The sequence below is a fragment of the Blautia sp. 1001283B150304_161114_C9 genome, assembly GCF_015668165.1.
Lineage (GTDB): Bacteria > Bacillota > Clostridia > Lachnospirales > Lachnospiraceae > Blautia_A > Blautia_A wexlerae.
The window spans coordinates 110,303-125,103 of the sequence record NZ_JADPGO010000005.1 but is presented as its reverse complement, the minus strand read 5'-3'; the positions used below and the strand labels follow the sequence as shown (position 1 = coordinate 125,103).

Below are 14,801 nucleotides of genomic sequence, written 5' to 3'. Positions count from 1 at the left end.
TGCATCTTTTTCTACCTGAAGTCTTGTTAATAACTGGTCTGGAGTCGAGATTCCATTTTCCAGAAGTTTTGCTGCCAGTTCCACGGCAAAAGTATGAGAGTGAACAGTTTCGATGATCTTTTCAACTGTTGTCCGGTACGTGTCTGCCTCTGAATAAAATGCTGATGCCAGCTGGAAGAGAGCGTTCATGTCCTCTATTTCTTTTAATGGCAGAGTACAGTATTCATCCAGTTTTCTTCTGGTTGTAAACAAAATCTGGCAGCGATATTTTAATACTACTGACAGAAAGCTGTCCTGTGTGGCAGTGACATTAAAATTATCTATGATAAACAGAGTATCAGATTTCAGGGAACGCAGGAAACGGTTATGTCTTTGAAACCGTTCCTGTTCAGTGCTTTCCGGAAGATCGTCAATAAAATCCATGTCAGTAATATCCTGATGAAGATTGCCGGTATATTCTACATAAAGGATATTGGTGTATTGCTTTATGTACCGCTTTGCGTAGGCTTTGGCAAGTTCACTTTTTCTGATTCCGGCGATTCCGCAAAGAAAAACATGACGGTTTTCCTCAAGCATGGTATATAATTCTTCCAGTTCTTTATCTCTTCCGATAAAATGACGGCATGGTTTCGGAACCTCATTGTCCATAATATAATCCAGCACAATGGGGGATAAAGCGCCTCCGGCGAGCAGCTTCTGATTTTTGGTATTACGTTTGATGAATTGGCGTTCCATGCCAAAAGAAATCAGTTTTGCAAGAAACAGCAATCTTGAACTGGCTGGTTTATATAAGGGAGTCAGATTTTTCTTTTTCGCATCTGAGATGCTGTCATCCTGAATGAATAAAGTGTAAATATCTTGTATAGCCATATTACAGTCAGACATCAGTGGAAGAAGATTCTGGTGGATGGTATGGGCTAATTTTTCCTGATTGGATGGCTTGGAATAGTAAGCGGATATTTTAGGACTGATTTTAGCCTGACCAGTCATCCAGCGGCAAACCAGACCGTTGTCCATTGAAAAATCCTGATTTGCCGGATCATCCATAAAATCTTCAAATAATTCGTATAAAAAATCAGGCTGACTCATTTGATTACTTTCGCTGATATGATTTTTTAAGCAAGTGCTAATAGAAGAAAAATCGCATCGATTCAATAGAAATTCCCCTTTCGTAGTTAAAATTGAGTATATCTATCATCATAACACGAACATATATTCGATTCAAGAAAATGCGGATATTTTTAAAGTGATTGTGTCAATTTACAATCAATTTCTATTCAATGTGGTTTTCAGGCAGGTTCTGTAAAATAAGCTCAGAACAAACAATAACGGGAGGAGCTTATGTAACAGAATATTGAATTTGAGCGGTGCATTGATTTTCTGGTACGGATGATTGATACGTACGGCGAAGAAGTCCTCCGGGAGTTGGAGGAAGAAAAACAGAATAAACAAGAAAAAGAAGCGGCAGTTTTCTGAAATACAAAATGTAAATCAGACTGTCGCTTTTTTGAGAAATTATTCGGCTGTGTTATCTTTTACTTCTGCAAGCATAATTTGCTCAAGTCGGTCAATATCTGGAAATACAACTTTTTTGCCTCTGGAATGAAGTTGACGAATTTTTTTCATACGTGTTGTTACTTCCTTGTGAATGGAATGCTTAACAGGAACCGGATTATTATTTCGAGTATGTATATGGTCAAGATAGTAATCTCTGATTGGAAACATATTCTGGAGAAGAAAAGCAGCTTCTTTTCCATCAAATTCACCTAAAACAATCGTTAGGCACTTTCCGTATTTAGCCACCTGTTTATCGTGTATTGCTTTAAACTTTTCTACACGAGAACTGAGTGGAACCATCCATAACAGAGAAGTTTTATTGTCACGCAGACAGTAAAAAGTAGGACGGTATGTACCACCTTCTTTGTTCTGCATTAAGTTGGAATCCCGTACTTTTTCAAAGTATTCATCTTTAATATGGTAAACGTACCCTTCTTGATATATCATGTTCATCACCTATAAAAAAAGCCCTGCCATGCGGCAGGGCCGAAATTTTCGAGCCGGACATTTATTAGACGCTTCCGGTGAGCGAACAGTATTTTCGAGCCGATCACTTATAAGCCGCCAACGGTGGGCGAACAATATTTTCGATGACAGAAATCCTGTCTCTATCATTATTATATGGTTGTAACGAAAATATGTCAATAAAAAATAAAAAGAAGTATTGAAAATAGTTGGAACAAGTACTAAAATGAAGTTGGGACAATAAAACAGAGTTGTATTGCGAGGAAGATTATGAAGAATAAAAAGATTAAATGCGATATATATACCAGAGTATCCACAACCATGCAGGTGGATGGCTACAGTCTGGATGCTCAGAAAGAAAAACTCAAGAGATATGCAGAATTTCAGAATATGGAAATCGTAAATGAGTATTCCGATGAAGGTAAATCTGGAAAGAGCGTAGAGGGCAGACCGGAATTTCAGAGAATGTTGGATAATATTGAGAATGGAACAGATGAGGTTCAGTTTGTACTGGTGTTCAAACTTTCCAGATTCGGTCGTAATGCGGCAGATGTATTAAACTCTTTGCAGAGGATGCAGGATTTTGGAGTGAATCTGATCTGTGTAGAAGATGGAATTGACAGCTCAAAAGATAGTGGAAAGCTGATGATTTCTGTTCTGTCTGCGGTGGCAGAGATCGAACGAGAGAATATCCTTGTTCAGACAATGGAAGGACGTAAGCAGAAAGCCAGGGAAGGAAAATGGAATGGTGGATTTGCTCCGTATGGTTATGAATTAGTAAATGGAGAATTGCAGATTGCAGAGGACGAAGCAGAGATTATTCGTCTGATCTATGACAAATTTATTCATACCAATATGGGAATCTCTGCGATTGCCGCATGGCTGAACCAGCATGGATATAAAAAGAAAAAACGACAGAATAATACACTGGACGCATTTGCCGCATCATTTATAAGAGGCGTTCTGGATAATCCGGTATACTGTGGAAAGCTGGCTTATGGACGAAGGAAGAACGAGAAAGTTTCAGGAACAAGAAATGAATATCGCATTGTAAAACAGGAAAATTATATGCTGCATGATGGTATCCATGAAGGGATTATTTCAGAAACAGACTGGGAGCTGGCGCATCAAAAACGGGAAAAAACGGGTGTGAAATATGAAAAGACACATAGTCTCGATCATGAGCATATCTTATCTGGAATATTGAGATGCCCGTTATGTGGAAGCGGTATGTATGGGAACGTGAATCGAAAGAAAAAGAAAGACGGAACCTTATATAAGGATTATTTCTATTATGCGTGTAAACATCGTCGCCTGGTAGATGGTCATAAATGTGGATATCGTAAACAATGGAGCGAAGAGAAGATTAACAATGCAGTGGAAGAAGTTATTCGGAAGCTGGTGAAGAATCCGAAATTTGAAGAAGCAATTCTGAATAAAATCGGTTCAAGAATAGATACAGAAGAAATAGAAAAAGAGATTGAAGGACTGGAAAAACAGCACAGACAACTGACCGGAGCAAAAGCAAGGCTTGGACAGCAGATGGATAGTCTGGGCATCATGGATAAATTTTATGAAAAGAAATATCAGGATATGGAGACACGCTTATATCGTCTGTATGATGAGATTGAAGGCGTGGAGAACAGTATAGAAGAAGTCAAGAATCGCCTGCTGAATATCCGGCAACAGAAAATATCAGAAGAAAACGTCTATCAATTTCTTTTATATTTTGATAAACTATATGATAAGTTCACCGACTTGGAGAAGAAAGAATTTCTTAACAGCTTTGTAGAACAGGTGGACATTTATGAGCAGGAGCAGCCGGATGGCAGATTCCTGAAGCACATAAAGTTCCGTTTTCCGATGTATTTTAAAGACAGAGAAACAGATGCGCTTTGTTGGGACAACGAAAGTACCATTGAGACTGTTGTCTTGATGTCAAGAGTAAGTAAATAAAGGGCAAAATGCCCAGAAATAAAGGGAGCTCTACTATCCAGGCAAGCAACTGCAGAATGAATGGGGGAGCGGATATTCAATGTAGGAAACCAATCAATCGTTGTTAAATAGATGGGTTGAGAATACAGATTCGCTTTCAGTAGGTCTAGGATACAAATTAGTTGTTTTTGATGGCGGGATGGAAGATACAGATTAACTGTTGTAATGAAGGAAAAGCACGAAAGAAGGGATACGAAATGGCGGGATGCACTTGTGAAAATTGGAGTCTACAGGATTTATCAAGTGCTTTGCAGGATATGCATAAAGATAATAAACGAATTGTTGTACCTATGTTCCAAAGAGGAAAACGTTGGAAGAAGACTCAGGAACAGAAGTTCATCGATTCTTTGATTAAGGGCTACCCTGTGGGTACAATGCTGTTCTATGAAACATATGAAGATAATAAGCGTACATATATCCTGGTCGATGGATTGCAACGTGGTAATAGCATCAAGAAATACATGACAAATCCGACAGAGTTCTTTTATGATGACAGCATTTCGGATGAGTTTTGTTCCAGTGTATTAAAATTGGTTCATCAATCCAACGAGAAGGAATTGTATGCGAAAATACGCGGAATCTTGACTGCCTTTATCAAATCTCAGAAAACTTTTAAAAATCTCCAGTATTTTTCTGTGGCAAAACAGATTACTGATGAGTTTTCGGCTGGATTTGAACCAATTGAACAGCTTATTGAGGTAATCAAATTGTTTTTTGAGGAACGCCAGGATTTATACGACAGAATTGCTAGTACTATTATTCCAGTTATCGTATATACAGGAGACGAAAATAATCTGCCCGAAATCTTTGATAGAATCAATTCGCAAGGCACTCCGCTCGACCAATATGAGGTATATGCCGCCGCATGGCCTGTTAAGCAGAAATTCGATATTAAGAATTCAGAAATCATAGAACATGTGATACGCAAGTATGATACCTTTGAGGAGGATGATTTTAAGATTCATGGATACAATCGCGAGGAAATGCGTACTCAAAAGACTGTGAATGCCTTTGAATATCTCTTTGGCTTGAGCAAGCACCTGGTAGAAAAATACGATATTCTTGCCTTCAATAAAAATCTTGCGGAAGATACTGTAAATCCATTAGCGTTTGAACTGGTGAATGCCTGCCTTAATGATACGGATAGAATAAAGACTTTATACCAGAATCTATATGTTTTGGATGTAAATGCCTTTGAAAACGCTTTATATAGAGCAATCGAGTTTGTTCGGGATTCTATTCTTGTTATTACAAAGTTCAAGGGTAATTCTCGAAACGCAAACAAAATATTCCATTCCAAGTATCAAATACTTTCAATGATTTCCACTACATTCAAGGAGATGTATGAAGGAACGGATTATACCCGTTTTTCGGATACTTGGTTGGTACGCAAACAAAAGATTGCCAGAAACCTTGTCCAGTATTATGTGTATGATATCATCACGAATTATTGGTCTGAGGGCGGTACTGGAAAAATACACAGCGCAGCTAAGCCTAATCGCTACATGATGGAAATTCCAAGCCGTGCATGGATGGTAGCTATGGATGGCTTCTTTGAACGTTCAATGCTTCGTGCTGAGAAGAAGAATATCGCTAATCCGAGAAGTGAAGAATATGTCATTCTGAACTGCATTTATTTGAAAACTTTTACGGCTATGGATCAGCTGTCTATTGAGCGTTTTGATGTAGAACATATTGCACCGAAAGAGCAGATGAGAAAGTTGATAGAGGCTTGTAATGGTGAGGGGCTTCCAATCAGTTGCATTGCCAACCTTTGTTATTTGCCGGAATATGTGAATCGAAGTAAAGGCGCAAAAAACTTTTATCAGGATAAAAAATACTTGCAGCACATCAATCTTACAGAAGTCGAGGCTAAGTATAGTTTCACTGAAAGTGATGATCTTGAGTGGATGGATATGCCGTATGAAAAGCCGGAAGATTTTGCAGTCCTTCGAGAATATTACACTGATTATTGTACGAAGAGATTTGACAAGCTGAAGCATCTTTTGTGCGATTCTTTGGGAATCAAATATGAAGAAATCGAATCGCAGGAAATGGAAGTGGTACAAAAGGTAGTTGTTGCTCAAAAATTTGATGAAAAGCCGAGTAAACAAGTACGTTTTGCAGATAAATGCATAGTACGACTGGCGAAAATATTGAATACCGATTTAGTGAAAGTTGGTCGCAGCAGTTATAAATCCACTGATGGAAAAAGAGGCTATGTGGTTACAACCTCTAAAATGTATACACAGGGTAAACGGGAGAAGTATTGGTTTGCGTACAGAAAGAATCCTTTTGATGAACTGTCTGACTGTGAAGAAAAATTTGTGGTGTATGGCTGTAAAGACGAAAACACAATGGTAGTATTGCCTGTTACGATAATTGAAGAAAAATTGAATCGCATGAATGCTTCTTGTGATGAAGATGGCAGTATTTCACACTGGCACATAGTGTTCTTCAGAGAAGTAAACGGAAAAATGACGTGGATGTTATCGCGTCCCAATATTGAAGAGATAGAAATAGATAAATATATTGTATAGTGGTTATAAAGGGGATGTGGTTTTCCAGCAGGTTCTGTAAAATAAGCTCAAATCAAAACAATAACGGGAGGAGCTTATGCAACAGAATATTGAATTTGAGCGGTGCATTGATTTTCTGGTACGGATGATTGATAAGTACGGCGAAGAAGTCCTCCGAGAGTTGGAGGAAGAAATAGAAGTGGCAGTTTTCTGAAATACAAAATGTAAATCAGACTGTCACTTTTTTATGTGCTTTCAATCAGATAAATTTCAAAAGTTGATGAAAATGGATGATAATTTGGAAAAAAACAGCATAGAATACTTCTGAGCGGGTATGGCTAAGAATGTTTTGGCATATTGACAGGACATTTAAAATGACGTATACTAAGCTCAGTGATCGTTCTGTAGAAACTTGAGAAGCCTACAGGCGGGGGAGAGCCTGCGGGTCTCTCCCTCTTTTGTTTTAAGGAGAAATGAGATGCAGACACCGAAAAAATTCTCTTGTTTTAGTGACCAGGTTTCTTGGATCAGTGATGAAAAGGGAATAAAAATAAAAGACAGAGAATATGCGGAAGAGATGTTACGTCAAATAGGATATTTTCCTCTTATGGGAGGATATAAACATCTTTTTAGAATATCGAATACAAAGAAATATAAAGTAGGAACAAGTTTTGAAGAAATAGTCAGTCTGTATAAGTTTGATGCAGAGCTTAGAGAGTTGTTCTTTAAATATTTACTGCAGATTGAGCGACAGATGCGTTCTTTGATGTCATACTATTTTACTGAAATGTATGGAGCAGAGCAGAAGCAGTACCTGGATGCTAATAATTATAATAATACAAAAAGAAATCATGCAACAATCGTAAAGTTGATAGCGACCTTGAAACGGGCAACAACGACCACAGATTATACATATATCAACTATTACCGCAAGACATATGGTGAAATTCCATTATGGGTTTTGGCAAATGTACTTACGTTTGGAAACTTATCAAAAATGTTCCGAGTATTTCCTCAATCTTTAAAATCAAAAGTATCAAAAAACTTTGAACCTTTGAATCAGCATCAGATGGAGCAGTTTCTATCTGTTCTCACGAAATATAGGAATGTATGTGCCCATGGGGAACGACTGTTTACATACAGAACAGTAGATGCTATTGCGGATACACCGCTTCATAAAAAACTTTCATTACCACAGAGCGGTAATCAGTACGAAAAAGGAAAACAAGATTTGTTTGCTGTGGTGATTGCTTTTAGATATCTATTACCGGGAAAAGATTTTCTGGAATTTAAAAGAAAGCTCATAAAGGAGATTGACCGAGTAAACAGAGAGGTAGAGCATATAAGCGAAGTTGAATTATTGAATAAAATGGGTTTCTCGGAAAACTGGAAAAGTATTACCAAATATCATTTAAAGTAAAGAAATATCCTCTAAGAGATAGTGAAATACCTATTGTTTTAGCAATGTCATTAACTTTAGCAAAAAGCAGAAATCGTAAGTATTTATAAAACTATGATTCCTGCTTTTTGTTTTTTTATATGGGCATACTTATCCCCTTCTCTTTGTACTCGTATTTTCTAGATTAGTATGCTCTTTTATGAGTATTTGAATATTTCCCTGCTAACCGCCCTTTCGTTCTGGTATAATGCCGATTGATCAGGACGAATAGGAACCAGATTCTTACTGATGTCTTCATATATTTGCTGAAATAATATATTTTTCTTTTGATCATCCGTTTCAAGAAGTATATAAATCAGATCGTTTTTTAAGATTCCAATACTAACTGTCTGATTGATCATCATTTTATGTTTGTTTCCTTCTGATCCAGTTCACGCTCTGCGTCTAATATGATATCTTCGACTAAATTGCTCAGATATATGGTGCTGTATATATCTTGTAATAACAGAATAGGTTTTGTACCTGTAAAATTTTCTAACTGCAACCGATTCTTTAGTGTTTCATACGCAGTCTCTATTCCCCATATGCCGATATTTTAGAAATGCCGATTTTTGACTTTCTGAAATATTGGATTTATAAGACTTTGTAAATATATCGGCATTTCTCACTATAGAGACGTAATCAGTCATTATTATAGTATTTCTTTTGATGAGTATAAGACAATCTATGAGATAAGCGATGTTGATGATGAAAACACGGTATAAACTTAGCGATAGTGACAGTTCCATCTTTAAGGATGATATGATGTTCAAGTATGCCAATGACGAAGATACTATCAAGCGACTTTGTGGATTGAAATAAATGCCGATAGTTCATTACTCGTGCCTGACATTGGGTCAGGCATGGAATCTTATAGAAAATTTATCGGCATTTCTAAAATATCGGCATATGGGGAATTATGCCGATATCTGCATAATTCCCCACCTCATATGATATAATTCTTTTATTTCTTCTGTATGAAATTCCGTTTGTGAAAGATTTGTAGCTAAAACTTCCAGATTTCCATTTTCTAATAGGATCTTTACCATACGCAATGAAATTTCACCCAGTTCTTTCATACGTTCTCCATCCGGCGTCCCCTCGTAATGTCTGATTCTTGATTTATCAAGTTTTATTTTAACCAGCTGATCATTTTCTGTTAAACTGCTTTGCTCTTTTTTGTAATCACTGCTTTTTAAACGTACGATAAACTTAAAATCCTTATCCATCATATGTATAAACGCTGGCGTAGAAGGATAGCCTCTGTCCATGATAATAATATAGGGAATGTTACCTATTGTTTCCGGTATTCGTTCCATCTGTTTTTCGGCCAGGCGCATTTCATCAAATTTCACCTTATTACAGTCACTTTCCAGTATCATACGATTCATTACATCATAAATACAGCCTAATCCTATTTGTGCTTGGGGTTTTGTGTTTTTTCGGCTTGCAGAACCATACAGTTTCAGTGTTTCAGTAGTGGTAGGAATATTAATATCTGAGCCGTCAGCAGCTAATATTAAATGATTTTTGTAAGTTGAAAAGGTGGAATCTGCATAAAAGTTACGGTTATGATATTTATACAATTCCAAAAAAGCATCTGGATTAAGTTTCATACGCTGTTTCAGATATCCTGGTTTTGAAATAGACACACCAGGATGAGCAAGTTTCATATAATTTCTCAGTTCCAATGCCAACGTCAGCCCCTTTCTGTTTATCATTGTGAAAAGAAGATCCTGAAGAGGCATTTTTCGGATTCTGGTAAAATGATTTTTATTACCTAATCGGCAAAATGCCTTAAATTCATCAGAACTCATTTTTTCTATATCCATGAATGTACGTTTCTGAGAATGTTTCATGTATAATCACATCCTTTTTTTGAGCAGGTTCATGGCTTCTTTTTACAATATAAGCATATCAAAAAAAGCAGAAGATATCTAATCCTTTTAGGAATAAATATCTTCTGCTTTTAAGTTAATGACATTGATTGTTTTAGAGGATTTTTTATTGAAGAATTTTAATATTTAAGAGTTTGTTTTTTCCTCTTTGACATTAAAGCTAAGATTTCTTGTGGGTTTGTCAACTGACGTCCGGGAAGTGTCTGCTTTGGTGTGCGGTCACGGTCAGCTTCATCAATCGCTGCGATAAAATGTTTTACGCTATTTGGATTGGATATGACAAAATTATGAGTAATACTTGAAGTAGCCATACGAACACCTCCTCTTTTCGTTTTTTTGTGTATTAATTATACGATTGACAGAGAAGTGCGTCAATAAGAAAAATAAGTATTGAAAATAGTTGGAACAAATACTAAAATAAAGTTGGGACATTGAACGGAAGTTATGTTACGAGATAATAAGAATTGTAGGTGGAAGGTTTGAACATAGAAGCATATGATGCAGATTCATTGAGAAAGATGGTTAGGTTGCTTGAATATGAGAACAAGATATTAAAAGATAAATTGAAGAAAGCAGGCATTTCATATGAAGAGGTGAATCCTTTTGAAGAAAAAATAGAAAGTGCAGAAGAATATGACCTGGATCAAGGGAATCGTATTGTAAATCCACCGTATATTACAGAGAAAATGGCAATACGTTTCTTTTCGATGTTTTGGGGAAGAGAAGATGTATATGCCAGACGGGGAAAGAACGGGGGCTATTTTCCACAATGTGCAAATCGTTGGAATGACCGGCTTTGTCCTAAACAACGTAAAGAGAAGGTAACTTGTGATGAATGTGAAAATACCAAATGGATTAGTTTGGATGTAAAAAAAATAATTGCTCATTTGTTAGGCACAAAAGAAGATGGATCAGATGTAATAGGTGTATATCCTTTATTACCAAATGGTACATGCAGATTTATTGTATTTGATTTTGATAATCACGAAAAAGGAGCAGAGGTTACGGACTTTGCAAATACGGATAATGAGTGGCATAAAGAAGTAGAAGCACTTAGAAAAATGTGTGAGCTTAATGGTATCAGACCTTTAGTTGAGAGATCTCGATCTGGAAAAGGTGCCCATGTATGGATTTTCTTTAAAAAGGCAATACCTGCGGCAACAGCAAGGAATTTTGGATTTCTCCTGTTAGATAAGGGTTCAACTTCCATCAATCTGAAATCGTTTCATTATTATGATAGAATGTATCCTTCGCAGGATGTGGCAAGCAGCATAGGTAATTTGATTGCATTGCCATTACAGGGGCAGGCGCTTAAAAATGGAAATAGTGCTTTTGTAGATGAAAATTGGAATGCATATCCTGATCAATGGGATGCTCTTTTTAATAAAACAAGAAAGCTGGGAATAGAAGATATTGAACAATGCATGGCAAAATGGCAGAGAGAATTAGCAGAAGTCAGAGGATTGCTTACTAATATTGAGAAGAATGTCAGACCGAAACCATGGAAGAAGAAATGCGAGTTTTGTAATTCAGATATTGTCGGCAAGCTGCACATGGTATTAGGAAATGGAGTTTATATAGATACTCTGAATCTTATGCCAAGAATACAAAATCAGATTCGTAGTTTGGCGGCATTTGATAATCCGGAATTTTACAAAAATAAAAGGCTGGGATATTCTAATTATTATAATTTTAGTGCTGTATATTTAGGTAAGGATATAGATGGATATATACAGATTCCGAGAGGACTGCGGGAAAATATTATACAGGAATGTGAAAAAGCAGGCATTTCAGTTGATGTTTCAGATCAAAGAGAAACAGGACAACCTATCAGAGTATCTTTTAAAGGTGATTTGCGAATGCAACAGGAATTAGCAGCAGAAAAATTATTATCACATTCAGATGGGGTTCTGAGTGCGGCAACTGCATTTGGAAAAACAGTAGTATGTAGTTACCTTATTGCAGAGCGAAAAGTAAATACGCTCATTTTGCTGCAAAGTAAAGATTTGCTTAATCAGTGGGTTGATGAATTGAATCATTTTTTAGAGATAAGAGAAGAACCACCGGAATATGAAACAAAAACAGGAAGAAAGAAAAAAAGGAATAGTGTGATAGGCGTTTTGCACGGAAATAAAAATACATTGACGGGGATCATAGATGTTGCAATGGTTGGTTCGATGTACAGCAGAGGAAAATTTAATGAACGAATTAATTCTTACGGAATGGTAATTATGGATGAATGTCATCACGCAGCTTCTAATACATCTATGGAATTATTGCAGAAAATAAATGCAAAATACGTGTATGGTGTTTCTGCTACGCCTAAACGTGGCGACAGTCTTGATCGGATTATCTATATGCTGCTGGGACCTTTGAGACATAGATTTACTGCGTTGGAGAGGGCTAAGGAACAGGGGATTGGACATTATTTTGTCCCAAGATACACAAGAGTAGTTGATACTGCAGAAAGCAAGGATAATATTAATAAAGCATATAATTTGATAAGTACCAGTAAGGTGCGCAATGAAATGATCATAGATGATGTTATAACTTGTGTTGCAAGAAAACAAACTCCTGTAATTTTGACAAGATTTAAGGAACATGCAAAATTTTTACATGATGCCTTAAAGGAAAAAGCAGATCATGTATTCCTTCTGTATGGGGATAATTCGGATAAGGAAAATGCTGAAATAAGAGTAAAATTAAAGCAGATACCTGAAAATGAATCGCTTATTTTGGTGGCAACTGGTCAGAAAATAGGAGAAGGGTTTGATTTTCCAAGACTGGATGTATTAATGCTTGCAGCACCTGTATCTTTTGAAGGACGCCTGGAACAGTATGTAGGTAGATTAAACAGAGATTATGTCGGAAAAGAAGCCGTTTATGTGTATGATTATATCGATTCGCATGTGCGTTATTTTGATAAAATGTATGCAAAAAGATTGAGAACATACAGGAAGATGGGATTTTCAATCTGGACGCAAGAGTTGCAACCTAAACAAATAATAAATGCAATATTTGATTCTGTAAATTATACTGAAAAATTCGAGCAAGATATTGTAGAGTCAGAAAAAATGGTGGTAATTTCCAGTCCGGATATCAGACAGGATAAAATTGACAGATTTTTATTACTAGTCAAGAAGAGACAGGAAGTAGGGGTAAAGGTCACAGTTATTACAACAGATCCGGAAGATATTACTTACGGAAAGTCAGATGTATGTTATGAATTAATCAGAACAATGCAATTGGTAGGAATAAATGTGATAACAAGAACAGAAGTAGAAGAATGTTTTGCTGTTATTGATGATGAAATAGTATGGCATGGTGGGATGAATCTACTTGGAAAAGCTGATGTCTGGGATAACTTAATGCGTATCAGAAATTCACAAGTTGCAACGGAATTGTTGGAAATTGCTTTGGGATGTTCTGAGGAGAGGAGAAAATGTGAATAAGAAGATTAAATGCGATATATATACCAGAGTATCCACAACCATGCAGGTAGATGGCTACAGTCTGGATGCTCAGAAAGAAAAACTCAAGAGATATGCGGAATTTCAGAACATGGAAATCGTAAATGAGTATTCCGATGAAGGTAAGTCTGGAAAGAGCGTAGAGGGCAGACCGGAATTCCAAAGAATGTTGGATAATATTGAGAATGGAACAGATGAGGTTCAGTTTGTACTGGTGTTCAAACTTTCCAGATTCGGTCGTAATGCGGCAGATGTATTAAACTCTTTGCAGAGGATGCAGGATTTTGGAGTGAATCTGATCTGTGTAGAAGATGGAATTGACAGCTCAAAAGATAGTGGAAAGCTGATGATTTCTGTTCTGTCTGCGGTGGCAGAGATCGAACGAGAGAATATCCTTGTTCAGACAATGGAAGGACGTAAGCAGAAAGCCAGGGAAGGAAAATGGAATGGTGGATTTGCTCCGTATGGTTATGAATTAGTAAATGGAGAATTGCAGATTGCAGAGGACGAAGCAGAGATTATTCGTCTGATCTATGACAAATTTATTCATACCAATATGGGAATCTCTGCGATTGCCGCATGGCTGAACCAGCATGGATATAAAAAGAAAAAACGACAGAATAATACACTGGACGCATTTGCCGCATCATTTATAAAAGGCGTTCTGGATAATCCGGTATACTGTGGAAAGCTGGCTTATGGACGAAGGAAGAACGAGAAAGTTTCAGGAACAAGAAATGAATATCGCATTGTAAAAAAGGAAAATTATATGCTGCAGGATGGTATCCATGAAGGGATTATTTCAGAAACAGACTGGGAGCTGGCGCATCAAAAACGGGAAAAAACGGGTGTGAAATATGAAAAGACACATAGTCTCGATCATGAGCATATCTTATCTGGAATATTGAGATGCCCGTTATGTGGAAGCGGTATGTATGGGAACGTGAATCGAAAGAAAAAGAAAGACGGAACCTTATATAAGGATTATTTCTATTATGCGTGTAAACATCGTCGCCTGGTAGATGGTCATAAATGTGGATATCGTAAACAATGGAGCGAAGAGAAGATTAACAATGCAGTGGAAGAAGTTATTCGGAAGCTGGTGAAGAATCCGAAATTTGAAGAAGCAATTCTGAATAAAATCGGTTCAAGAATAGATACAGAAGAAATAGAAAAAGAGATTGAAGGACTGGAAAAACAGCACAGACAACTGACCGGAGCAAAAGCAAGGCTTGGACAGCAGATGGATAGTCTGGGCATCATGGATAAATTTTATGAAAAGAAATATCAGGATATGGAGACACGCTTATATCGTCTGTATGATGAGATTGAAGGCGTGGAGAACAGTATAGAAGAAGTCAAGAATCGTCTGCTGAATATCCGGCAACAGAAAATATCAGAAGAAAACGTCTATCAATTTCTTTTATATTTTGATAAACTATATGATAAGTTCACCGAC

8 protein-coding genes and 1 pseudogene are annotated in these 14,801 nt (G+C 36.9%); 5 read left to right on the top strand and 4 right to left on the bottom strand.

What is annotated here, in order from left to right; genetic code table 11:
* Positions 1-6: 6 nt before the first annotated feature.
* Positions 7-1,089 (bottom strand): annotated as a pseudogene (locus I4V44_RS04290) (Archaeal ATPase); the annotation flags it as partial.
* A 426-nt stretch (positions 1,090-1,515) separates the two neighbouring features.
* The gene (gene cptIN / locus I4V44_RS04285; RefSeq protein ID WP_118587004.1) at positions 1,516-2,004 is read right to left on the bottom strand and encodes a type III toxin-antitoxin system CptIN family toxin; all 489 of its coding nucleotides are present in this window, start codon (positions 2,002-2,004) and stop codon (positions 1,516-1,518) included.
* A gap of 288 nt (positions 2,005-2,292) precedes the next feature.
* On the opposite strand from cptIN, the gene I4V44_RS04280 reads away from it, so the two are divergent.
* From I4V44_RS04280 to I4V44_RS04270, 3 genes are all read left to right on the top strand, one after another.
* Complete coding sequence (locus tag I4V44_RS04280) at positions 2,293-3,978, top strand: recombinase family protein (RefSeq protein WP_196002385.1); 1,686 nt, start codon at positions 2,293-2,295, stop codon at positions 3,976-3,978.
* Between the two features lie 236 nt (positions 3,979-4,214).
* Positions 4,215-6,557 (top strand): DUF262 domain-containing protein, encoded by a 2,343-nt coding sequence (locus tag I4V44_RS04275; RefSeq protein WP_196002384.1) that lies wholly within the window; start codon positions 4,215-4,217, stop codon positions 6,555-6,557.
* Between the two features lie 457 nt (positions 6,558-7,014).
* Positions 7,015-7,956 carry an Abi family protein gene (locus tag I4V44_RS04270; RefSeq protein WP_196002383.1) on the top strand — a complete coding sequence of 314 codons (942 nt, stop codon included), beginning with the start codon at positions 7,015-7,017 and terminating at the stop codon, positions 7,954-7,956.
* A gap of 935 nt (positions 7,957-8,891) precedes the next feature.
* Here the strand turns inward: I4V44_RS04270 and I4V44_RS04265 are convergent.
* Both I4V44_RS04265 and I4V44_RS04260 read right to left on the bottom strand, forming a co-directional pair.
* The gene (locus tag I4V44_RS04265; protein WP_243280203.1) at positions 8,892-9,671 is read right to left on the bottom strand and encodes a transposase; all 780 of its coding nucleotides are present in this window, start codon (positions 9,669-9,671) and stop codon (positions 8,892-8,894) included.
* A gap of 320 nt (positions 9,672-9,991) precedes the next feature.
* Positions 9,992-10,183 (bottom strand): hypothetical protein, encoded by a 192-nt coding sequence (locus I4V44_RS04260; RefSeq protein ID WP_055059878.1) that lies wholly within the window; start codon positions 10,181-10,183, stop codon positions 9,992-9,994.
* A gap of 168 nt (positions 10,184-10,351) precedes the next feature.
* Between I4V44_RS04260 and I4V44_RS04255 the strand changes: the two genes are divergently transcribed.
* Positions 10,352-13,324: a TOTE conflict system archaeo-eukaryotic primase domain-containing protein gene (locus I4V44_RS04255; protein ID WP_196002382.1), complete on the top strand. Its 2,973-nt coding sequence runs from the start codon at positions 10,352-10,354 to the stop codon at positions 13,322-13,324.
* A partial coding sequence (locus I4V44_RS04250) for a recombinase family protein (protein WP_271743601.1) occupies positions 13,317-14,801 on the top strand: 1,485 nt, incomplete at its 3' end. The genes I4V44_RS04255 and I4V44_RS04250, both read left to right, overlap by 8 nt.